The organism is Cryobacterium suzukii, from assembly GCF_004403185.1.
GTDB lineage: Bacteria > Actinomycetota > Actinomycetes > Actinomycetales > Microbacteriaceae > Cryobacterium > Cryobacterium suzukii.
Map to the genome: position 1 here is coordinate 223,094 of NZ_SOHJ01000004.1, position 21,281 is coordinate 244,374.

Annotated in this window: 21 protein-coding genes; 10 read left to right on the forward strand and 11 right to left on the reverse strand. The window is 63.8% G+C overall.

What is annotated here, in order from left to right:
• Window positions 1-290 precede the first annotated feature (290 nt).
• The 6 genes from E3T39_RS05445 to E3T39_RS16670 all read left to right on the forward strand — a co-directional run bounded on the left by E3T39_RS05445 (window position 291) and on the right by E3T39_RS16670 (window position 6,371).
• Window positions 291-1,268 carry a sugar ABC transporter substrate-binding protein gene (locus tag E3T39_RS05445; protein WP_134513706.1) on the forward strand — a complete coding sequence of 326 codons (978 nt, stop codon included), beginning with the start codon at window positions 291-293 and terminating at the stop codon, window positions 1,266-1,268.
• Between the two features lie 70 nt (window positions 1,269-1,338).
• Entirely contained in the window at window positions 1,339-2,940 is a 1,602-nt protein-coding gene (locus tag E3T39_RS05450; protein WP_134513707.1) for a sugar ABC transporter ATP-binding protein, read from the forward strand.
• A gap of 7 nt (window positions 2,941-2,947) precedes the next feature.
• Complete coding sequence (locus tag E3T39_RS05455) at window positions 2,948-3,985, forward strand: ABC transporter permease (RefSeq protein ID WP_134513708.1); 1,038 nt, start codon at window positions 2,948-2,950, stop codon at window positions 3,983-3,985.
• A gap of 1 nt (window position 3,986) precedes the next feature.
• The gene (locus E3T39_RS05460; protein ID WP_198416088.1) at window positions 3,987-4,913 is read left to right on the forward strand and encodes an SMP-30/gluconolactonase/LRE family protein; all 927 of its coding nucleotides are present in this window, start codon (window positions 3,987-3,989) and stop codon (window positions 4,911-4,913) included.
• A gap of 16 nt (window positions 4,914-4,929) precedes the next feature.
• Window positions 4,930-5,856, forward strand: coding sequence for a cyclase family protein (locus E3T39_RS05465; RefSeq protein WP_134513709.1), 927 nt, complete (start codon window positions 4,930-4,932; stop codon window positions 5,854-5,856).
• Between the two features lie 125 nt (window positions 5,857-5,981).
• Entirely contained in the window at window positions 5,982-6,371 is a 390-nt protein-coding gene (locus E3T39_RS16670) for a hypothetical protein (protein WP_174845094.1), read from the forward strand.
• 152 nt (window positions 6,372-6,523) lie between these two features.
• On the opposite strand, the gene E3T39_RS05475 is transcribed toward E3T39_RS16670, so the two are convergent.
• From E3T39_RS05475 to E3T39_RS16675, 3 genes are all read right to left on the reverse strand, one after another.
• A complete protein-coding gene (locus E3T39_RS05475) occupies window positions 6,524-6,844 on the reverse strand; it encodes a hypothetical protein (protein WP_134513710.1) in 321 nt (106 codons plus the stop codon).
• Between the two features lie 163 nt (window positions 6,845-7,007).
• Window positions 7,008-7,739, reverse strand: coding sequence for an arsenate reductase/protein-tyrosine-phosphatase family protein (locus E3T39_RS05480; RefSeq protein ID WP_134513711.1), 732 nt, complete (start codon window positions 7,737-7,739; stop codon window positions 7,008-7,010).
• 246 nt (window positions 7,740-7,985) lie between these two features.
• The gene (locus E3T39_RS16675) at window positions 7,986-8,201 is read right to left on the reverse strand and encodes a DUF4012 domain-containing protein (protein ID WP_420898141.1); all 216 of its coding nucleotides are present in this window, start codon (window positions 8,199-8,201) and stop codon (window positions 7,986-7,988) included.
• Between the two features lie 339 nt (window positions 8,202-8,540).
• On the opposite strand from E3T39_RS16675, the gene E3T39_RS05490 reads away from it, so the two are divergent.
• A complete protein-coding gene (locus E3T39_RS05490) occupies window positions 8,541-8,849 on the forward strand; it encodes a DUF7882 family protein (protein ID WP_134513713.1) in 309 nt (102 codons plus the stop codon).
• A gap of 91 nt (window positions 8,850-8,940) precedes the next feature.
• Here the strand turns inward: E3T39_RS05490 and E3T39_RS05495 are convergent, their stop codons facing one another.
• The 6 genes from E3T39_RS05495 to E3T39_RS05520 all read right to left on the reverse strand — a co-directional run bounded on the left by E3T39_RS05495 (window position 8,941) and on the right by E3T39_RS05520 (window position 16,664).
• The gene (locus E3T39_RS05495; protein WP_134513714.1) at window positions 8,941-11,304 is read right to left on the reverse strand and encodes a sensor histidine kinase; all 2,364 of its coding nucleotides are present in this window, start codon (window positions 11,302-11,304) and stop codon (window positions 8,941-8,943) included.
• Complete coding sequence (locus E3T39_RS05500) at window positions 11,304-11,957, reverse strand: response regulator transcription factor (protein ID WP_134513715.1); 654 nt, start codon at window positions 11,955-11,957, stop codon at window positions 11,304-11,306. Before E3T39_RS05500 ends, E3T39_RS05495 begins: the two co-directional genes overlap by 1 nt.
• Window positions 11,958-12,002: 45 nt before the next feature.
• On the reverse strand, window positions 12,003-12,626 hold the full coding sequence (locus E3T39_RS05505) for a thymidine kinase (protein ID WP_134513716.1): 624 nt from the start codon (window positions 12,624-12,626) through the stop codon (window positions 12,003-12,005).
• Window positions 12,626-14,032, reverse strand: a complete 1,407-nt coding sequence (locus E3T39_RS05510) for a hypothetical protein (RefSeq protein ID WP_134513717.1) — start codon at window positions 14,030-14,032, stop codon at window positions 12,626-12,628. The genes E3T39_RS05505 and E3T39_RS05510 overlap by 1 nt, the downstream gene beginning before the upstream one ends.
• A complete protein-coding gene (locus E3T39_RS05515) occupies window positions 14,029-15,258 on the reverse strand; it encodes a sensor histidine kinase (protein ID WP_134513718.1) in 1,230 nt (409 codons plus the stop codon). The genes E3T39_RS05510 and E3T39_RS05515 overlap by 4 nt, the downstream gene beginning before the upstream one ends.
• A 206-nt stretch (window positions 15,259-15,464) precedes the next feature.
• Window positions 15,465-16,664: an Rv2578c family radical SAM protein gene (locus E3T39_RS05520; RefSeq protein WP_134513719.1), complete on the reverse strand. Its 1,200-nt coding sequence runs from the start codon at window positions 16,662-16,664 to the stop codon at window positions 15,465-15,467.
• Between the two features lie 304 nt (window positions 16,665-16,968).
• Here E3T39_RS05520 and E3T39_RS05525 point away from each other — a divergent pair, with 304 nt between their 5' ends.
• From E3T39_RS05525 to E3T39_RS05535, 3 genes are all read left to right on the forward strand, one after another.
• Complete coding sequence (locus tag E3T39_RS05525; RefSeq protein WP_134513720.1) at window positions 16,969-18,111, forward strand: DNA topoisomerase IB; 1,143 nt, start codon at window positions 16,969-16,971, stop codon at window positions 18,109-18,111.
• 128 nt (window positions 18,112-18,239) lie between these two features.
• A complete protein-coding gene (locus E3T39_RS05530) occupies window positions 18,240-18,680 on the forward strand; it encodes a hypothetical protein (protein ID WP_134513721.1) in 441 nt (146 codons plus the stop codon).
• 24 nt (window positions 18,681-18,704) lie between these two features.
• A complete protein-coding gene (locus E3T39_RS05535; RefSeq protein WP_134513722.1) occupies window positions 18,705-18,986 on the forward strand; it encodes a hypothetical protein in 282 nt (93 codons plus the stop codon).
• Between the two features lie 123 nt (window positions 18,987-19,109).
• Here the strand turns inward: E3T39_RS05535 and E3T39_RS16100 are convergent, their stop codons facing one another.
• Window positions 19,110-19,418 carry a hypothetical protein gene (locus E3T39_RS16100; RefSeq protein ID WP_166784048.1) on the reverse strand — a complete coding sequence of 103 codons (309 nt, stop codon included), beginning with the start codon at window positions 19,416-19,418 and terminating at the stop codon, window positions 19,110-19,112.
• Between the two features lie 328 nt (window positions 19,419-19,746).
• On the reverse strand, window positions 19,747-21,279 hold the full coding sequence (locus E3T39_RS05545; protein WP_134513724.1) for a malate:quinone oxidoreductase: 1,533 nt from the start codon (window positions 21,277-21,279) through the stop codon (window positions 19,747-19,749).
• Window positions 21,280-21,281: the final 2 nt, after the last annotated feature.

Here is a 21,281-nt window from a genome sequence, read left to right on the forward strand (position 1 = left end):
GCTCGATATCAATCGGAATTTGTATCCCATTTTCAGTCGGTGCTAACAGAGCGCGACAGAACTAATTACGACGACAAAACCAAATGGCAATCTCGTCAAGCACAGACTCGCGCCCCGAATGCCCGCACAAATAAGTTGACAAGAACGGCGCGCAACGACAAGATAAGCAACGACCTTCACAAACGTGAAGTTGTTCACAAATGTGATCCTAGCAACACCCCGATCACCGCTACACAGCGGAGTGGAAGATGCTACGTGCGCTCGCAGTGAAATGATGTTGGGAGACAAAGATGTCCAAAGGCTCATGTAGGAACATCATCGGCGGGACCGCCGCAGCGGCGCTCCTCCTCACCGGATGTTCAGCCGTCACAACCGGCGCGGGCGATGAAGCAGTGACGATCGGAATCGTTCAGCTCGATACGTCGACGATTTTTGCCAACCAAGAAGCTGAGGCGCAGAAAGCGGCCTACGAAGCCCTGGGTTGGGAGACGGTCGTGACGAATTCGGCCGGGTCCCCCGCCACAGCTATCTCCGCGATGCAAAATTTTGTTCAACGAGGCGTCGACGCAATCGTTGTGCAGACATACACCTCGGAGCAGATCACGTCGGGCCTGGCAGCGGCCAAGAAGGCGGGAATTCCCGTGTTTAACACTGCTGGAGGAGAAGCTGGTGTGGACATGGCGGGCGCTATCGACATAAACCTCGCGGAGCCAATCAACTCCCTTGTTGTTGACGAGGTGAAGTCAGGCGAGCGGTTCGAACTTCTCACTCTCGTCTTCGAAAGCGGCACGCCGTGCAGGATTCGCAACGACGACCTTCTGACACGATTAAAGGATTACCCAAACGTCACCATTACGCGACAAGACGTGATCGTGCCTGGGGCGCAGCAGCAGGCACAGCAGGCGACCTCAGGATGGCTGCAAGCGAACCCGGAGACGTCTGGAACGAAACACATTATCTGGCCGTGCTTCGCCGATCCTGCCGTCGGCGCAGTGTCCGCCGAGAAGCAGCTCGACCGCGGACCGTACTCGATGTACACGTGGGATCTCACTGGACCCGCGATCGAGGCGATTCGTGACGGCTCAATGAACGGCGTGGCATGGCTTGATGCGGACAAATCCGGACAAGCTATCGCCGACATGATCGAAGAGTACTTCGAGGATCCCGAGGGTTGGGAGCCGCGTACTGAGGAGGGGCCACATGAGGTGGTAACGCCCGACAACCTCGACGCTTTCCTCGAAAAGCATCCGGAAGTCACCGCGAAGTAATCAACATCTGCCTCGGCTGGACTTGCCTGTTGTGGTAGGCAGCACATGATGCTCAAAGGGGAGTACACGCATGACCGACCAATTCGCGCTTCGAGTCACAGACGTTTCAAAGTCATATGGACGCACTCGCGCCCTAGACAACCTGAACATGGGAGTGCGACCCGGCGAAATACGGGCTCTGCTTGGCGCCAATGGCGCGGGAAAGTCGACTCTGATCAAGTGCGTCGCCGGCATTATTTCGCCGGATGTGGGAATCCTTGAAGTGAACGGTGTGCCTCAGACCAAGTTCAGCGTGAGAAACGCTGTGGCCGCGGGCATCAGGGTCGCGCATCAGGAACTCATGGTGGTCGGCTCGATGACGGTCGCAGAAAACCTGACGCTCGGCGCTCGTCTTTCAGCAACCACGTCGAGCCCACGGCAGCGCGATCGCCTGTACCGCGAGCTTTTCGACGAGTGGGGTATACCTTTCACGCCGTCGGCGGTCATGCGAGACCTGGCTCCCCCTATTCAGGCGACAATTTCCTTATCCAAAGCCCTCGTAGGCGACTCGCGTGTACTTTTACTCGACGAGCCGACGGGGGCCTTAGGTCCCGTCGAGGTGGAAGGTCTTTTTCGAATTATCCGCCGCAAAGCTCGTGAGGGGACGGCCGTAGTCTATGTATCGCACCGTCTGGCCGAAGTTGCGAGGCTGTGCAGTGACGTCACCATTTTACGAAGTGGACGCGATGTCTATTCTGGAGAGATTTCCGACGTCACCGAAGATGAACTAGCGGAAATCATTACACGTGACCATGCGGAGACAGCATTCACCGGCGGTTCTGTTCGGGGAGACGCGGTGAGGACTGCGCCTACGCTGGCCACACACCCACCCGCACCGTCACGCTCGAATTCTGACCGAGTCGTACTCGATCTATCCCATCTCGTGCTTCACTCTGGCGTGAAGGATGCGAGCTTGAGCGTTCGGGAAGGTGAGGTCGTGGGGCTCGCGGGCCTCGTCGGGTCGGGGCGTTCCGAGTTACTCGAAGCTATCGCGGGAGTGCGCCCTATTGTTTCCGGGGAGATGACACTGAACGGCGTGCAGTACCGGCCACGAGATCCCTATGCAGCCGTGGCCCGCGGCATCATCATGGTGCCGGAAGAGCGCGCAGCGCAGGCCATCTTTGCAACCAGAGACATTTTGTTCAACATGTCGACTTCTCGCTTCAGAAGCCTGGGGCGCGGGCCCGGCGGCTTCTTCTCGGCCCCTCGCGCGTATGCCGATCGAGCCCGTGAACTCGCTCGAGACCTCGGGCTCAAAGCCGGTGCGCTCACCGATGACATCGGATCGTTAAGTGGTGGCAATCAGCAGAAAGTCATTCTCGGCCGAGCAATGATTGATGGCCTGACTGTTCTCCTGCTCGACGAACCAACGCGAGGGGTGGACGTTGGCGCTCGAGCGGATTTCCAACGACAAATCCGAGAGTTAGCGTCCCGAGGTGTGGCAATTATCTATGTTGCGTCAGAGCTTTCCGAGCTTTCGGCGTGCGATCGGATCGTCGTAATCACCGAGGGGCGCACGATTACGGAGGCACCGACCGGTGTCGACTTCAACGAGGAGAAGCTCACGGCGCTGTGCTTTCCTCGCTCAGAACTGCAGGCGATTGCTGCCAATAGTCCCTTCGAAACGGAGTAGAAGAATTATGAGTAGTCAGAACGTCATAGATCGCCCCGTGGCCACCGTCGCTGATAGGGATGCCCGTGATTCCGCAGGGCGGCGAGCAGTTCGCCTTATCGGGCGCTACGGCACGCCAGGAGTATTCGTACTCCTTCTGATCGTCTTCGGTATTCTCGAGGGGGGAATGTTCTTCTCCGTAAGTAACTTCGTCAATGTGCTCGTTCAATCGGTAATCCCGATCGTTATCGCGCTCGGACTAACAATCATTTTGCTCGTCGGCGAGTTCGATCTCAGCATTGGGTACAACGCTAGTCTCGCTGGAGTGCTGACGGCCTCTCTGTATTCCGGACCGCTCATTCAGAAGGTGCTCGTACTGCTGCTGGTAATAGCTGTTGGGGCATTGATTGGTTTCCTGAACGGCATCATCGTAACGAAGCTCGGAGTCAATGCCTTGGTGGCGACTCTGGGCGTGGGAAGCCTTGTTGTAGGTGCGAACTACCTTGTCACCCGGGGCTCGCCATTGACATTGAAGTCAGATGGCACCGAGCTCACGAACGTCTTCCTGTCGGGCATCGGCCCGGTCCCCTGGGTAATCATCATCGCCGCCGCTGTTGCCGTCGTCATGTGGTTGGTGCTGAATAGAACCACACTTGGTCTGGAGATCAAGGCTGTTGGCGGTAACCGCGTAGCGTCGGAACTCAGCGGGATCCGAGCTCATCGAGTGATTATCATGTCGTTCATGATCGGCGGCGCGTTTGCCGCCATTGGCGGAATCCTCCTGACCGCGAACGTGGGCAGCGGCCAAGTGGTGGGAGGAGATGGCTACCTGCTCTCGTCCTTTGCGGCGTGCTTCCTAGGATCGGCCGTCCTCCGTGACGGCGAGTTCCATACCGTCGGGACTGTCGTGGGCGTACTCACCATCACCATCGGCTTCAATGGGCTCGCTATCTACGGGGTCGGTGCCTCGGCGCAGTTCTTCTTCCAAGGCGCCCTGCTGATCGCGGCAGTGGGCATGAGCACTGCTGCACGACGAATTATTATGGGTCGGCGAATTGGACACTGATATGCAGCAAGTTGAGATGACGTTGTTCGCTGAAGACCTGGCATTTCCCGAGGGGCCTGTTGTGCTCGAGGACGGCTCCCTGATGATTTGCGAGATCAAATCCCAATCAGTTACACGAATTACGGCAGACGGACAAAAGACAGTGCTGGCGCAGCTCCATGGCGCCCCGAACGGCGCGGCATTCGGTCCCGACGGACGACTTTGGGTGTGCGACAACGGTCGTTTTTCCTGGATCCGAGAGGGAGATTGGGATGCCCCTGCTGCAGAAACGCGCGACTACACCGGCGGCGGCATCATCGCTCTCGATCTCGACACAGGAATCGTCGAAGAGGTCTATCGAGAGTGCGACGGACGACCTCTACTCGGTCCGAATGACATCGTCTTTGACAAATTCGGCGGTTTCTACTTTACGGACCACGGGAAACGTCGCGCTCGCGATCTCGACTGCGGTGCCCTCTACTACGCGAAGGCGGACGGAAGCGAGATTAAGGAGGTCGCTTTTCCCCTGACCACGCCGAACGGTGTAGGCCTGAGTCCTGACGGCAAGCTCGTCTACGTCGCAGAGACTGATACGGGCCACCTGCTCAGCTGGGCAATCCGGGATCCGGGAGTTGTCGTCCAGGAATCCCGACGTGGCCCGGCCGGTTCCAGCGTCGTCCACGCACTCAAGCAATATCAGCTTTGCGACTCGCTGGCCATCGAGGCAAACGGGTATATCTGCATAGCGTCTCTGATCTCTGGCGGTATCTCGGTAATCTCCGCCGAAGGTGACTTGGTCGAGTTTCATCCCGTGCCAGTAGACGACAGTTTCGTTACAAACATCTGCTTCGGCGGGCCAGACAATCGAACTGCCTATATTACGTCCTCCGGTACAGGAAGAGTTTATTCCGCCATTTGGCCACGCCCGGGGCTGCCCTTAGCTCACTAAAATTGAAAGGAACGATATGTCTATCAATCTCGAGCCGACTCCCTACGACGGCACGGGAGCCGCTTCAAAGAAGTGGTGGCCCTCCCGTTACGGGGCCGGCGACCAACTGGGTGCTGGCAATGAGCTCAACTCAGACAGGACGCTGGAAGGGATACGCTCCGTCCAGCAAGGACGCGTCATTGAACTGGGGAGGGAACTCCATCCCGCTGTTCCGGCTTTTGATCCTCGTGCTTGGCAACAACTCATCCTCGCGCACGGCACTCTTGAAGACCTGTGGCTTGATAAGGGAGCGACGGACGTCTCGTTCTTTGAAGAGAGCGTCTGGCAGAGTTATCAGATCGGCACCCACCTCGACGCGCTTGGCCACCTCGGCATCGCGGGCCGCTTCTACAACGGCACCCCTTACGCAGAATTCTATGATCCGCACGGCCTGACTAAGTTGGGAATCGAGCACGTCCGCCCCTGGGTGGGGCGCGGTGTGCTGCTCGATGTTGCCGGAGTGCTGGGAGGGCCTCTTGACGAGGGCTTCGTGATCACAGCGGAGCATCTCAATGCCGCAGAGGCGAAAGCCGACGTGATCGTGGGTGCTGGAGATGCCGTTCTTGTGAATACCGGATGGGGGCGTCTCTGGGCGGCTGATCCAGGCCGATACGCCTCGGGACAACCCGGAATCGGTTGGGAAGGAGCCCATTGGTTGACGGCACGTCGCGTATCACTCGTGGGTGCTGATAACTCATCTTTTGAGCCTCGTCCCTTCGAGCGCGAAGCTTTTTCCTGGGCGGTTCATCAACATCTGCTGGCCGAGACTGGCACATACATTCTTGAAAACATCGACCTTGCTGAACTAGTCACGGCTGTGACCAGCACATTCCTGTTCATCCTTTCTCCCATAAAAACTCGCGGATCCACGGCTTCTATGGTTGCTCCTCTCGCCGTGATCTAATCACCCTCACACCTGGTTTCTCGCCAGGCAGGGCAGTGGAATTTGATGCTCGTATTGATGCCGGTGCCGGGGCGGTGGCGGTGAAGAAGTAGCGCTGGGTGTGTTCTGGATCAACGAGAACCTTGATGTCGGTGCGGGACGTGGCGGTCGTGTCGAACATGACGTCAACGGTGGCGGCACCGGCAGTGATCGTGCCCAGGTCGCCGGCGACCTGGCTGCAGGCAGGGACAGCGACCGAGGTGCTCATGCTCACGCAGAAGCAGCCCGGTGACCAAGAACCCGCTGATGACGAAAAAGACATCAACGCCCGCGAAGCCGCCGGACGGCCACGCCCACAGGTGATCGAAGCTGACGCCCACGACGGCGAGGGCCCGCAGGCCCTGGATGTCAGCTCGGACGTTCCTCGGCTGAGCGGGCACCTCGCTCGCGATCGTGCCCGAGGTCCGGATCTGAGTATCGGTAGACAAAATTCTCCCGGTTGTCCGTCGGAGATGGGCGGCGGGGCGCGGGGCTGAAGGCGACGACTCCGGTTTCGTCATGACTGTCAGTCACGTGGGTGAGGCTGCCGCAAGCCGGTCTAGGTGGCTACGGATTTTGGGCGACGGGCATGCGCTTGTGAACGCCCGCTACTGGCCGGACCTGATGAGGGTGGGGCTGGCGAGCTGGGCTAGGAGTCGACGGGGGGCCAGATGCCGTCGCATCCGCTTTGATGGCAAACGAACTGCCAGGCATCCCCGTCGGGCTCGACCTGCATCGGCATGAGGCAGCGCGCGCAATTGGGCGGCCCGAGCACGACCGTGTTGTCGCTGGCCAGTTCGGCCTCGGTGTAGGGGGGACCGCAGTAGACCCGCGAGCACGCATAGTTCTCGCAGCCGTAGTCGTAGGACACGCCGTGCCAGGAAACCTGCATGGGGTCGTTACACTGCGGGCAGAGGCGTGGCCGGGCCACGTCGTTCTTTTGAAAAACCCACGACACGTTGTCGTCCATGAGGTGAGACTAGTACTGCTGGTGGACGCTCGGTATGGTTTTGGCAATTTGTGGAGAGCCGAGCGGTTCCTTCTCCGGTTGGCGTTCACAAGCGCGAAGGCCTTGCGTCAGCGCAGGCACATGTTGGCGTCGCTCGGGCAAATTTCCGCACGTGAGTGCGACATCAGGCTCCTGCCGCGACGAGCGCTGCGGTGATCGTGGTGACGGAGCCGTTGATCGCCGCCGCCGCACGGGCGTACACGGCCGCGGACTGCCGATAGGGGTCAGCAACGTCGTCGAGAGTGGGCGGCGTGGGCGAAGGATAGAGTCCGCGGGTCGAGGCGACGTCGGCGATGAAGGCCGCGAAGTCGACGGGCGGCCGTGCAGTGGAGTCGGGGGGCGCGAGTGCTGTGGACGTCGCGACAGACTCGGCCGACGAGTTCTGGGCTGCAGGGCCGGCCGAGGCCGGCGCATCGACGCGAGCAGCCGGGGATACCAGACGCGCAAATTGATTGAGGGTGAAGGTGTAGCGGGTTGCCTTGGGCAGCATCGATACAACCTGTCGACGATGGTCTCTGGTGGCGGTCAGCACCAGATCGGCGTCGGCGATGAGCTTCTCGGTGAGCTGCCGCGCTACGTGCCTGGTCTGTGGCGCACCGTACCGCAACGACAGCGCCGCAGCCTCGGGCGTCATGGCACTGCCGGTCATGGCTTGGGTTCCGGCACTGGTGACGACGGCGTCGATGCCGGCGGCACTTAGGTTTTGGCGCAGCAGCTGCTCGGCCAGCGGCGACCGGCAGATGTTGCCGGTGCAGACCACGAGAATGCGGGGGGCACGAGCGGGCGCGGCGCTCACGCTCGCGGATGCAGCAGGCACGACAGCGTTCGGGTCCGTACTGGTGCGGGGTTCGTTCATGTTTTGCTCTCGATCGGCGGGAGGTAGTGGGGCGATGACTTCGGGGCCGGAAACGTCACCGTAGGTGCGTCCCGATAATGGTCGTAGTTGTCATGATCCGGTCGCTTAGTGGCCAGCGTGGTTATGACGCCGCCGCGAGCACGGCAAGAAGTTTACGAAGGCGAATACCGCTGCATTGAGACCGGATGCCTCCGATCACCGAGGATCACGGCGGTTCTGCGATCGCTGTGGTCACCCGTGGCGAACCTAACACGTGAATTCTAGTGATGCGGTCTCGTTCAGCGCGATCAGCGGTGTGCTGCGCAGCTCGAGCGCACCGGGAATGCCACCGGTGGAACGCAACTCGGCCGGGTTTTGGAACAGCAAAATGTAGTTGCGCGGCTCGGTGGCCCCGAGCATCGCCGGCAGCAGGGTCGCTGCCCGGTTCATGCCTTCGAGCGTGGCGGAGGTTTCTATGGTCACGGCCTGTCGCCCGTGGTGTGGTCTCGAGCTGAGAATGCCCGGGCGAAGCGGTGGCGCGATCATCGCGCCCGGGACTTTCCACGCTCTCGCGATCGAGCCACCGCTGGTGATTCTCTGACGATCTGCGTGCTGGGCAGGCCGTAGCAGCGTCAGACCGATCTGACTGTCCCCAGAATTGGGGCTAGGTTCTAGCTAACTTCTCGAACTACTTTGCGTCGGAGTTCACTAGGATCATCAGCGCATAGCAATTATCGCTCCCATATTGGGAACGAAACCCGTGGTTGTATGCGACTCGGCCTGCCGTTCGCGTTCGCCGATGACCCAGCGCGAGGCACAATAATGGGCAAGTTCACGTATGACTCGAGTATCACCGTCGATTTCGATGATCGAGTACTCGCGCACATTCAGCTCGTGATCGGTGCCAAACTGCGCCGCGGCGAATCGTTCTATTTCTCCTGGCGCGACGACCCCTTTGTTGGGGGAGGCCGCAGCACCGTTTGGGTGCACCCCGGCATTTCCTTGGCCTTTAAGTACTTCGGCAGCAAGGCGCCGACACTCAACCGAGATTGGGTCGAGGCGCTGTCGCTCTCGGCCAACTCCGCGAGCGGACTGCAGATAGTGACGGAACCAGGGCAGCGCACTCCCTAGCGCTGCGAGCGGGCGGTTAGGCGCAGGTACGCCAGCCGCAACGGGCGTAGAAACGCGGTCAAGTACCTGAAGTGGGGGTGTGCGAAGCAGTTCAGGCTTCGCGCACCGTTCCGTCACGGCCAACAAGCAGCAGGCGGCTCTGACCGCTCTCCACGATGATGGTGGCGAATTCGCTGCGCCCGGGGGGCAGTACTCGCACGGTCACACGCCCGGAAGTCAGCCGGTTGAGTTCGTCGCTGACAATTCTTGCCGTCAGCACAACGGATGCCGGTGGCCGGTCGCCGCTGTCGTCGAGCAGCACGACCTCGACGCCGCGGGATCGTGCCGCCCGGGCTGCGCCGATGATGGGTTCGACAAACAGACAACGCGCTCGAATGGCGTCTCGCAGGCTGGCCTCGACCAGCAGAAACTCGCCCCGCTGAAATTCCGTCACCGGGTCGGTGCGGGTGAGGCGTTCGAGCGAGGGGCGAGCCATCGCGTTCAATCGGGCCAGCTGCGCCTGTCGTTCGGAGGTGGTCGCGCTGATTCGAGCCACCAAGGTCTCTCTCTGCAACCGATCGCGGTACAGGTCATTGAGGTTTCGCGCGAAATTCCGCAGGGCAACGGAGAAGAGGGTTCCAGCCAGGAGAGTCCCCGCGTGACGGCTCGCTTGCATGACGCCGTCGCCGACGGTGAGGCCGGTGTGCACCGCCAGAGCGATGGCGCTGAGCGCCATCATGGCGTACCCCGCCCAGGCCCACCCTGGGCGTCCGCGGGCGACCAATACGACCAGCAACAGCGTGATGGCGCCCAGGTGCCAGTGGGCGAACGGTCCGACATGCCCGCTCGGAATGTGAAAGTACATCAGGCCAGCGGCGACCGTGCAGAGTAGCAGGACCGCCACGGTGCGTACCAGCGGCATCGGGTCGGCGGCGTCACCGGTGACCAGAATGGCTGCGGTGGAGAGCACGAGAAAGGCAAAGATTCCCAGCGGCATCAGCGTGATGTTCTCGGAGTTGGCGACGGCGAGCACCGAGTGCACGACGATGAAGAGCGCGACGACGACCCTCGCCATGTGCACAGAGTGACCGATCGCTGCCGAAAACGACAATGGACTCGACGCCGCCCCTGATGTGCGGGCCAGAAGGGCCGTCGTTGACACCCCAGGCGCGGCCCCGGTTGCGGCTACGGGTCGGATCCAAAACAGGTCGACCGAGACTCCACGACCCGGTCGACTCGTGATGACGGCGCTTCCGCCCTGCACACGTTGCATACGACCGACGATGCTCTCGGTGATTCCCAGCCGGTGGTCGGGCAATTTGGTGCTGTCGAAGCCGACACCGTCGTCGGTGACAGCGAGGTGGATTGCGCCCCGATCGATACTGAGCGTGACGCGACGATGCACCTCATGCGGATGGCCGACGCCGGCGGCGGCAACCGAATTGCGCAGGGCTTCATGGGCGGCGCCGAGCAGCGCGTGCAGGACCGGGGCCGGAATGGACGTGAGGTCGTTCCGCAGAATCGTGACGTGCACCTGCCTCGCGAGCTGTTCGCACTGCTGCCGCAACCGGTTTGCGAAGACCTCCCCGGTGATGGCGTCCGGCCCGATATGCGTGCCGAGGGCATTGAGCTGGTCGAGGGTGGAGCGCGCCTGGCGGGCGACCACGATGGGCGACACCCGGTTCAGGCCCGCCATCAGCAGGGTCGAGAGCACGCTGTCGTGCACGAGGGCATTGATGGTCTGCCGCTCCGCGCGTTGCGCGCCCCGTGCGGCCAGCTCGGATTCGGCGGCCCGTCGCACGTACTCCTCGCTGTCGACCCGAGCGGCGCTACGCCGGATGGTCAGGGTCAGCCCCACCAGCACGATCGACAGCAACAGCATATAGAGGGCGTCCTGCAACCCCACGAGCAGGGGCTGGGTTTCGGCCGAGGTCGCACCGCGGATGACCCCGCTCGCGATGGATGCGAGCAGGGCATAGCTGCGCGCGGTCCACGGACTGGCGATGATGGCGATGGTGACCGTCGGGATTCCCGAAAGCATGAGCACCCAGGGCACGTCGACGCCGAGCGGAAGCGGCTCGGACCGCACGATCAGCCACCAGCCCAGGATGCACGGAAAGGTGAGGCCTTCAGCGATGGCGATGCGTCGCAGCACGCGCAGCGGCAGCACGTGCGAAACAAACCCGAGTGCCGCCGGCAACCCCACGATGAAGACCCAGATGGCGGTCGATGCGATCGGGAACGGGAAATAGAACTGCCGCACGAACGCGTCGAGGGAGAGCACGCCGAAGATCAGGGCGGTGGCGCCGACCCCGAGATAGAGCATGCGGGTGAGACGTTCGGTGGCCGAGACGCCGTCGGGCTCGGCTACGTGGGCGCTGGCCGGCGTGGTCGTGGAGTCGGTACCGGGACCGACTGTCGGCGGGCGAAGCGGGGCATCCGTTTCGCTCGAGGGCCTCGCAGGCCGCTGAAACATCAGGAGCGGCCGGGAATGGGCAGAATACCGTCTTCCAGGGCGCGCTTGTATAGGTCAATTTTAGTGTTGGCTGGGCGGCCGACCCGCTCGTATTTGGCGCGTATGCGGCGGATGTAGTCAATGACGGTCGCCTCCGAGAGCTCGGTGCGGGAGGCGACGAGGGGCGCCTTCGCGCCGGCGGCGTAGAGCGAGAGTACCTCGCGCTCGCGCGGGCTGAGTTCGGCGTCAGCGAGGTCGGGGTCGCCGTCCAGGGCGGCGGCCCAGTCGGTCGAGGCGATGGTTTCACCGCGCGCAGCCCGGGTGATGGCGTCGAGCAGCACCGCCGTCGGCTCGGACTTGCGCACGACGCCGAGCACTCCCGCACGAGCGGCGGCCCGCATGAGCTGGGCGTCGTCTCCCCCGGTGAAGGCGAGCACGGCCGCTCCCCGGGCACGGAGACGGTCGACGTTGCTCGTGACCGTTGAGGCGTCCGAGAGGCGCAAGTCGAGAATGACCAGATCGATGCGGGTGCCGTGCGGCGTGGCCTCGAGCAGCTCGGTGACCGTGGCGACGGTGGCGGCGACGTGAATCTCGGGGATCGTGGAGAACAACTCGGCGAATCCGCGCGCGACAATTTCGTGATCGTCGATGAGGGCCACACGAAAGCGGTACATGGGTTTTACCCTAATGTTTCTTTGCGCACCACACCGCACCCCGACCTAAGTTAGTCGGCGGCGATTGTTCAGCACGCCGTGGCTCTCCTCGAGGTAGCAAGTTCCGCAGAGTGACTCGTAGGTAACTTCTTCACCGTCGATGGCCACCTGGTCGCCGTCGAACACGAAGACGCCGTCGATCTTGCGGCCGTTGAACACGGCCTTACGCCCGCAACGGCAGATGGTCTTGAGCTCTTCGAGGCTATGGGAAACTTCGAGCAGACGGCGGCTGCCGGGGAAAGCGACGGTCTGAAAGTCCGTGCGGATGCCGTAGGCCAGCACGGGCACGTTCTCCAAAATCGCGATGCGCAGCAGGTCATCGACCTGGGTTTCGGTGAGAAACTGAGCCTCGTCGAGCAGCAGGGCGCTCACGTCCCTGCCCGACCTTTTCAGGACCTGCGCGCGGTGCTGCTCGAAGACGGCGTAGGCATCCGTCTCGGGGGTGAGCAGAAAATCGACGGTTCGGGTGACGCCGAGGCGGGAGAGGATGCCGCGGTCGCCCTTGGTGTCGACGCTCGGCTTGGCCAGCAGCACGTGGTGGCCGCGTTCCTCGTAGTTATAGGCAGCTTGAAGCATGGACGTGCTCTTGCCGCTGTTCATGGCGCCGTATCGAAAGTACAGTTTCGCCATTATTTGATGCCTTTGCTCGTGGTGCGTTCAGCGGTAAATTCTAGCGTGAGCAGCGGATGCCGGCTGGTCACCCGCACCCGAGCGAACACGGCGCGCAGCACGCTGAGGTACGGGCGCAGGGCGCGGCGACGCTGGTATGGCGGTAGAGAGATTACGACCTGGATGGTGATGGTATCGACGGCACGGTCGTCTCGGCGGGGGCGCATTTGGGAATGTAGCTGCGCTTGGGCACGCGCCTGGGTGCGGGCCTGCGCGGCAGCCTGCTCCTGAGCCGCGGTGACGATGGCGATGGTCGTGGTGTCGGTGGCCGGGGTGGGAAGTGCTCCGCGCAGTCCGAAGGCCTGGGTGACCTGGGCGGTATCGGTCGGGGCGGCGCCGGATCCGTCGATCTGCACGACGAGGCTGGTCGGGTCGAATCCCTTGAGGGTACAGAGGGCCACGATCAGGGCACCAGCGGCGGCGCGCTGGTCGGAGTCGAAGCCGGTCGCGCGGCGGTCGGGGTCGGCGATCACGCAGAGCGGGTTGAGGCCGCGCTCGGTGAGGCCGATGCGTTCGCGGTCGATGAGGTCGTCGAGCCAGGTGTGATCGACCTCGGCCACGAGCACCCGCCGCACCTGGAAAGCGAAAGAGCGTGCGCGTTTGATGTCGGCGGCCGTGAGTTCCTGCCGCGCCAGAACATCGGCCAGAAAAGGGAGCACATCGGCGCCGAGATTGGTCAGGCGATGATCCACCACCTCGCGCGCGAGGAGGCCACGGCTCTCTTCGGTGCGCGCTCGGATCGCGCGGCGGGCATCCGTCTGCCAGCGGTGAATGGAGTTGACGACCTGTCGAGAGTACGCGGCGGAGGCCAGGGCGGGCGCGAGCACCTGGGTCATCGCGATGATGGCGAACAAAACGGGCGGCGTCTGGATACCGAGAAACGGCGACTGGGCCAGGGCCGTGATACCCACTACCGCGGCGGAAGAGACGCCCAGCACGAGGATCTCTTTCCACGGCCGAAACGGCGCGAGGGCCAGGAGGAGCAGGCCGAGTCCGATCGGGGCGAAGTCGTCCTGGATCATGCCGTTGAACTGCCAGGTACTCGCCGCGGCGAGCAGGTGCGCCGCGAGACCCAGTGCCACGATCACGATGGCGCGGGTGCGGGTGAACGGGGCCAGGTCGGGACGGGCGGCCCAGACGAGCACGGCGGCCGCGATCATGAGCACGGCAACGGATACCCCCGCGAGCTCAGTGATCTGGATCTCGTGCATGCGGGAGATCGTCGCAACGACGGCGTAGGTCACGACGATGGCGGAGACAACCGGAGCGAGCGGCCAGGCGGCGAGGCCTCCGATCGGGTCGAGCCGCTGCTGCGAAGCGGATGCCGGCGCGCGCGGCCGGCGCGGAGTGGGAGTCGCGCGGGTCATGCGGTGGGCCATTTGGCGGGGTTCGGCTGGCTCTGGGGCTGCCGGCGTGCCGCCGGCACCGTCAGACGCACGTTCGTACCGGCGCCCGGGCGGCTCCAGATCAGCACGGATCCGCCGAGCTGTTCGATGCGGCGACGCACGGACTGGCGCAGACCGAGGCGGTCGGAAGCGGATTCCGATTCGGTGAAGCCGCGGCCGGCATCCGCTATAAGAACTGAAATCGTAGTCAGGTCGGATTCGATGGCGACCTCGGCGGAGGCAACTCCGGCGTGCAGGATGACGTTGACGAGGCATTGCTGCACGGCCAGGCCGACGTCGCGGTCGTTGCTCGCGTCGAGGCGGGCGAGGGCGTCACGGTCGCCGCTGACCTCGACGACGAGTCCGCGGTCACGGCACCGTTCGATTGCGGTGTACACGGCGCTGGAGAGCCAGGCGTCGCTGTGCAACTTCTCGGTGACGGCCGATTGTGGTGCGATGGTGGCGCGGGCGTCGATGTCGGTGAGCCAGTTGGTGTCGTGCAGGGTGGTCAGGGTGTAGTTGAGGCTCGCTGTGAGGCCCGGTGAGAGCGATCCGGGCTCGGCGACAGACAGCGCCACGAGCTGAGCCACCGTCGTGTCGTTGAGCAGGGCGATGGCGCGGGTATCGAGGGCGTCGCGGAGCTGACGGTTGGCGCCGTCCTGTACTGCGCGGTGGATCGCTGGCTGGGCGGCGCTGCTCGCGCGACGGTCGATGCCGGCGAGCACCATGGCACCGACCAGCACGAGGTAGGTGGAGAGGGTGAACAGATCGGGCCGGTAGGGCACCGTGGTGGCGAGGATGGCGAGGAACGCGGCCGCCTCGGCGAGGACGAAGGCGGCGGTGCTCCAGAGCACGCCGGAGAGAGCGGTGGTACCGGCGCCGCCGACCATGATGAGCGCCATCTTGGGCATGGCGACGAGAAACATATTCGACGACGGGAATACGTCGGGGACGCCGAGGACGGTCGTGGTGAAGACGTAGACGCCGAGGGTTCCCACGACGAGATAGGCCACCGCGAATGCAATGCGGCGGTGCCGGGTGAAGAGCACGAGCAGGGCGCCCATGGCCACGACGACCACGACGGTCACCCACAGTTCGGGACTGTTCAGACTGAGAATCGCAACCGACACGACTGCCGCCATGAGGCAGGTCAGCGCAAACCAGTGCGCGGCCCGCGCCAAGGCGCGCGCGAGCGTCAGCTGGACCAAGTGGCCGGGTAACCCTAGAGACATATCTTCCTTCGGGTTAAGTATGCCACCGGGCGGGTTGGGTGATTGGGACTCGCGTCGTTGCGGGCGGCGTCGGTGGCAGTTGTGTTCTTGGAGACATCCGCTCGCCGGGCCCACGTTATGGCCCCGGGCCCAGTTTCTAAGCTGGGCCCACGGACGGGGCCCTGGCCCCGTCCGGAACGGTGTCAGAACAGAGTCGGCGCCAGATCGGGCGGAAGCTCCGCCGCGATCAGCGATCGGGGCACCTCCGCACCCCGGGCCCACCTTATGGCCCCGGGCCCAGTTTCTAAGCTGGGCCCACGGACGGGGCCCAGGCCCCGTCCACTCGACGAGGCCGGAGATGGGGAGGGTGTGCGAGAGGCGGACACTGGCATCCGCTCGGGGGAGGTCGGAAGGGCACTCGACCGCAGGCCACCGGTGGCTGGGTCGACGACTCCACGCTCGAGCCCGTGCGCACGAATGAGCGGTTTGATGCGGGCGGCGAGCCAGGTGCGGTACTCCTTGGGCGCGTATTGGCCGCCGGCATAGAGCTCCCGATAGCGGCCGACGAGCTCCGGATGCTCGCGCGCCAGCCACAGCAGGTACCACTCCTTGACGGCGGGTTTGAGGTTGAGTCCCGAGTAGAGCACGCTCGTGGCGCCGGCGGCTTTGGCCCGCCGCAGGGCCTCGTCGAGGTGGGCGCGGGTGTCGGTGAGAAAGGGCAAAATCGGCATGAGAAAGACGCCGCAATCGAGTCCGCGTTCGCGCACCGCGGTGACCGTGGCGAGGCGCGCCTTGGTGGTGGGGGTTCCCGGCTCGACCGACTGCTGCAACTCGTCATCGTAGATTGCAATCGACATGGCCAGGTCCACCGGAACGTGCTCGCTCGCCTCCACGAGCAGGTCGAGGTCGCGGCGCAGCAGCGTGCCTTTGGTGAGAATGGAGATGGGCGTCTTACTATCGGCGAGGGCCGCAATAATGCCGGGCATGAGTCGGTAGCGCCCCTCCGCGCGTTGGTACGGGTCGGTGTTGGTACCAAGGGCTACTGGATGCCGGCCCCACGTCGGCTTGGCGAGTTCCTTTCGCAAGACCTCGGCCACGTTGACCTTCACGATGATTTCGCTGTCGAAATCTTTGCCGGCGTCGAGGTCGAGGTATTGGTGAGTGGTGCGCGCAAAGCAGTATGTGCACGCGTGCGAACAGCCACGGTACGGGTTGATCGTGTAGCCAAACGGCATGGCGCTCTGGCCGGGAACATGGTTGAGCGCCGACTTGCAGAGGATCTCATGGAACGTGATTCCCGCGAACTCGGGCGTCTGCACACTGCGCACGAGGTTGTTCAGGCGGGCGAGTCCAGGCAGCGCGCCGACCTGTTCGGTCTGTAATTCCTGTGAGCTCCACCGCATACATCCAGTCGAACACAAGTACGAGTCAATTGCAAGTACTGCGCAAATTATCCGAAGAGAGCGGATGCTGGCGGCCGCACCGCGCGCGCCGCCTCCTTGCGGCACTCGTTCGGGAAGCGGGCACTCGTTCCTAAGTGTGCCGCGCGTTGCAACGAGTGCCACGAGACTGGCCACCTGCCACGAGGCCGAACACGTGCCGCCTGGCGCGTGCCACGAGGCGCGGGCAGGATCGGGGCAGGTGGCGGCATCCGCTTGTGGGCGATTCGCACTAGTGTTCCGGCATGCGCACAGAGACGCTCGCTGCATGACCCGGTTACGACGCAGCGACCCAACGCGGCCGGGGTATACGCGGCGGCGGGCTGGCACGGGGTTCAGCTATCGCGACCCGGCGGGGCACCACGTCACCGACCCGGAGCTGCGGCAGCGGTTCGCGGCCCTCGCTATCCCTCCAGCGTGGAACGACGTGTGGATCTCACCTCACCCGAACGGTCATATCCAGGCGATCGGCGTCGATGCCGCCGATCGCCGCCAGTATGTCTACCACCCGGTCTGGCGCGAGCAGAAGGACCGCCTCAAATTCGAGCGCGCGCTGCAGCTGGCCTCGTCCCTGCCGCGCGTGCGCGGCCAGGTCACCCGTGAGCTGCGCGGCGACGGCCCGCCGCGTACTCGGGCGCTCGCCGCGGCATTTCGCATGCTCGACCTCGCCTCACTGCGCATCGGCAGCGAGCGCTACGCCGACACCTACGGCAGCCACGGGCTCTCGACCCTGCTCTGCTCACACGTCACGGTGCGCGGCGACGAGGTCAGGCTCAATTTTCCGGCCAAGAGTGGGCAACAGTTCGAGGGCTTAATAGCGGATGCCGACCTCGCGACCTACCTGCGTGCCCGGCTGCGCGAACGGCCGGCCGCACCCCTGCTGTCTTGGGTGCTGGATGACGTCGAGGACGTCGTCTCGGCCTCCGACATCAACGATTTCATCAAGGAACGCACCGGCGGCGAGTTCACCGCGAAGGACTTTCGAACCCTGCGAGGCACGATTGCTGCCGCGCAGAGCCTGGCTCAGAGCTTGGCGGAGAATCTGGCGGCCAGCGCGCGACCGGCGGGGCCAGCTGCCAGGGGCTCGACCGGTGCGGCGGGCCCCGCTGCCAGGGGCTCGACCGGTGCGGCGGGGCCCCTTGGGGTGACAGCGTCGTTTGCGGCGCCTCTGACAACCGCTGGGCGGCCACCACGCGCGGCGACGCGCAGCCGGCGCTCCGATGACCGCGCCATTGCCGAAGCGATGCGGCAGGCCGCCGATGCGCTTGGCAACACGCCGGCGATCGCCCGCACGAGTTACGTCGATCCGCGCGTCGTCGATCTGTTTCGCGCGGGTGAAACCATCGACCCGACGAGCCGGGTGTCGGCCGAAACAGCCCTGCGCGCGCTTCTGCTCGGCGACTCGGAGTGAGCAAATGAAAGCAACCCGGAACATTGCCGCACCGGCTGCGCTAGGGATTTTAAGTGGACGTCCCCCGTTCGGGGTATAACTTGAATGTCGCCCGCCGCGGCGCATGTGTAATCGAGAAAGGTATGCCCGTGACCCACGATTCTGATCCCATTGAAGAGCCGCCGCTCAATGTTCCGGAGCCGCCGAGCTCACCGACCAATCCCGATCAGCTCGTGGGACCGGACGGCCCCGACGGCCCCGACGCAGAACACGCCGGGGCTGCCCGGAAACCAGAGGGTTCTGCCAGGGAACACCCCAAACCGACCGCTCCGGTCGCGAGCGCGAGCACCGGCCCGGACGGCCCGGCTCCGAGTACCGATGGGTCGACTGCCGGAGAAGCCGCCGCCGCAGCGCGGGTCGAGCCGAGCAACAACACCGAGCCGGACAGCGACAGCGAAGATGACCAGGACAACCGCGACAACGAGGCGAACCTCGACGACGTCGACCCGGTCGACAACCCCTCAAACCCTGATCTGATCGGCCACGACGTGGACGACGAAGATCCCACCCGCGCCGAACCCACGGCTTAAACCCCGCAACCTGAAGGAGTCCCCATGAAAGGCAAATTTCTGTTCCTCGCCGGCACCGCGACGGGCTTTGTGCTCGGATCCAAGGCCGGCCGCCAGGCCTACGACCGCCTCAGCGCAAAGGCCCATCAGCTCTGGGGCGACCCCGCCACGCAGAAGGTTATCTCGCAGGCCGAGACGATTGCGCGCGACGCGGCATCCGTGGCGCAGACCAAGGTGAGCGATCTGCTGGATCGAACGGAGGCATCCGTCAGGAAAGAGGAGGCCAAGACCACCCCGAAAACGGATGACGGGAGTCACGAAATATAGACCACCGGGGGTAACGGCACCCGGCTGCCACCCCGGCCCGGGGCGTCGGCGGTCGCACGGTCTCTGTGCTGCTACGACCGCCGGCGCGTCGTCTCCGGCGTCGTCTCCGGCGCGCCGTGTCGGCTACTCCGTAAGGCGGGAACCGACCGGCTGGACTGGCCGCGAAGCCGGCCGCTGCGCCGGGGCACCCCGCACCAGAAAGCTGGCTTGGGCCCGGTCGAACGAGGAGTAGAACCACCTCGTCGTGAGTACTCCGAGCTTCGTCACCTCGAAAGCGTCCCCGCTCTGCTGGATGACCCCGAGCAGGGCGGCCGGGTCGCCGTCAAGAATTTGCGGATCTCGTACCAACCACTCGGTCGGTGTGAGCTGGAGGATGCCGAGCTGCGATACGCGCAGATTCTCCGCATCCGAAACGCCATTGTTCGGGTTCACTTGCCGCCTCCGGGCCGCTTTGGGCCTTAAGTAGACATCGGCTGACCGCCCTAATCAAGGGGTTGACAGGGCACTCCTACGAAACTCCCACGGCACTCCAAGGCGTCGGCCGCGCATAACTCCTGCAAAGCCCTCCGGCCGACTTCTCTCGGAGCGCATGACTCCTGCAATTCGTTCCGGGCGCGCCGAAGCTCCCGCATGATCACGCAGGAGCCCACGTAGCGGCACGAAAATTGCAGGAGTTATGCACCTCGCCGGCCGCCGAGCAGGCAAAGCCAGGCAGGCAAAAAGCCAGGCAGAAGCCTACGAAGCCAGCGGCTGCCGTGCGTTAGTTGCTGAGCTGTAGGACCTCAGCGGTGGCGGCCAGCGACGCCGCGGCAGCGACAGGGTCGTCGGAGAGATTGGTGCCGTAGCTCGGAATCATCTGGCGGATACGCGGCTTCCAGCCCTCGATGCGGTCAGGGAAGCAGCGGGCCAGCAGGTCCACCATGATCGGCGCGGCCGTCGAGGCCCCCGGCGACGCGCCGAGCAGCCCGGCAATCGACCCGTCGGACGAGCTAATGACCTCGGTGCCGAACTGCAGCACTCCGCCGAGCTTGGCGTCTTTCTTCATGACCTGCACGCGCTGACCGGCCGTGATGAGCTCCCAGTCGTCAGAGACGGCGGTGGGAATGAACTCTCGCAGGGCCTTAAGCTTGGCGTTTCGCGAGGCGAATACCTCGCCGATTAGATACTTCATCAAGTCGAAGTTGTGACGCGCGACGGCGAGCATGGGGCCGAGGTTGTGCACGCGAATAGAGAACGGCAGGTCGAACCAGGTGCTCGACTTGAGAAACTTGGGGCTGAACCCGGCGTACGGGCCGAACAGCAGCGACATTTCGCCGTCGACCACGCGGGTGTCGAGGTGCGGCACCGACATGGGCGGCGCACCCTTGGCTGCCTTGCCGTAGACCTTGGCTTGGTGCTGGGCGACGAGCTTCGGATTGGTGGTGCGCAGAAACTGGCCACTGATGGGGAACCCGCCGAATCCCTTGATTTCTGGGATTCCGCTCTGCTGCAGCAACGCCAGGGCGCCACCGCCCGCACCGACGAAGACGAAACGGGCGTTGATGCTGGTGCGTGTCTGGCCGACCTGGCGCAGCAGCTTGAGGTTCCACGTGCCATCCGCTTTGTGCTTGAGGCCGACGACCTGCTCGTTCATGTGCATCGTGACCCCCTGCTGTTCGAGGTTGTCAAACATGAACCGGGTCAGGGCGCCGAAGTCCACGTCGGTGCCGCTCACGATGCGCGTTGCGGCAATCTTCTGGCCAGCCGGGCGCTTGCGGGTGAGCAGGGGCGTCCAGGTACCGATCTTTGCGGCGTCGTCGCTGAACTCAATACCGGAAAACAACGGCTGGGTTGCCAGCACGGCGTGGCGCTTGCGCAGGTACTCCACGTTTGCTTTGCCGTGCACAAAGGTCATGTGCGGTGTGGAGTTGATGAACTTGTTCGGCTCCGGCAGGGCGCCGATTGAAACGAGGTGAGCCCACAGCTGGCGGCTGATCTGAAACTGCTCGTTGATGACGACGGCCTTGTCGGCGGTGACGGACCCGTCGGGTGCCTGCGGCATGTAGTTGAGCTCGCACAGGCCAGCGTGGCCGGTGCCGGCGTTGTTCCACGGGTTCGAGCTCTCCTGGGCAAGTTCACCGAGGCGCTCGTACACCTCGATGCGCCAGTCGGGCTGCAACTCTTTCAGGAGTGTGCCGAGGGTGGCGCTCATGATGCCGCCACCAATGAGGACTACGTCGACGGTTCCCTGAGAATTCACACCTTTGAGTGTATCGCTGCGAGCGGATGCGCCCGACCGTGCGGGCGCTCGCATGG

Coding starts and splice junctions, on each gene's coding strand:
- E3T39_RS05465 (WP_134513709.1), top strand. CDS start 4,930: ATGTCTATCAATCTCGAGCCGACTCCCTACGACGGCACGGGAGCCGCT.
- E3T39_RS05450 (WP_134513707.1), top strand. CDS start 1,339: ATGACCGACCAATTCGCGCTTCGAGTCACAGACGTTTCAAAGTCATAT.
- E3T39_RS05460 (WP_198416088.1), top strand. CDS start 3,987: ATGCAGCAAGTTGAGATGACGTTGTTCGCTGAAGACCTGGCATTTCCC.
- E3T39_RS05480 (WP_134513711.1), bottom strand. CDS start 7,739: ATGAACGAACCCCGCACCAGTACGGACCCGAACGCTGTCGTGCCTGCT.
- E3T39_RS05520 (WP_134513719.1), bottom strand. CDS start 16,664: ATGCGGTGGAGCTCACAGGAATTACAGACCGAACAGGTCGGCGCGCTG.
- E3T39_RS05490 (WP_134513713.1), top strand. CDS start 8,541: ATGGGCAAGTTCACGTATGACTCGAGTATCACCGTCGATTTCGATGAT.
- E3T39_RS05545 (WP_134513724.1), bottom strand. CDS start 21,279: ATGCGAGCGCCCGCACGGTCGGGCGCATCCGCTCGCAGCGATACACTC.
- E3T39_RS16670 (WP_174845094.1), top strand. CDS start 5,982: ATGTCGGTGCGGGACGTGGCGGTCGTGTCGAACATGACGTCAACGGTG.
- E3T39_RS05500 (WP_134513715.1), bottom strand. CDS start 11,957: ATGTACCGCTTTCGTGTGGCCCTCATCGACGATCACGAAATTGTCGCG.
- E3T39_RS05455 (WP_134513708.1), top strand. CDS start 2,948: ATGAGTAGTCAGAACGTCATAGATCGCCCCGTGGCCACCGTCGCTGAT.
- E3T39_RS05475 (WP_134513710.1), bottom strand. CDS start 6,844: ATGGACGACAACGTGTCGTGGGTTTTTCAAAAGAACGACGTGGCCCGG.
- E3T39_RS05510 (WP_134513717.1), bottom strand. CDS start 14,032: ATGACCCGCGCGACTCCCACTCCGCGCCGGCCGCGCGCGCCGGCATCC.
- E3T39_RS05535 (WP_134513722.1), top strand. CDS start 18,705: ATGAAAGGCAAATTTCTGTTCCTCGCCGGCACCGCGACGGGCTTTGTG.
- E3T39_RS05495 (WP_134513714.1), bottom strand. CDS start 11,304: ATGTTTCAGCGGCCTGCGAGGCCCTCGAGCGAAACGGATGCCCCGCTT.
- E3T39_RS05525 (WP_134513720.1), top strand. CDS start 16,969: ATGACCCGGTTACGACGCAGCGACCCAACGCGGCCGGGGTATACGCGG.
- E3T39_RS05445 (WP_134513706.1), top strand. CDS start 291: ATGTCCAAAGGCTCATGTAGGAACATCATCGGCGGGACCGCCGCAGCG.
- E3T39_RS05505 (WP_134513716.1), bottom strand. CDS start 12,626: ATGGCGAAACTGTACTTTCGATACGGCGCCATGAACAGCGGCAAGAGC.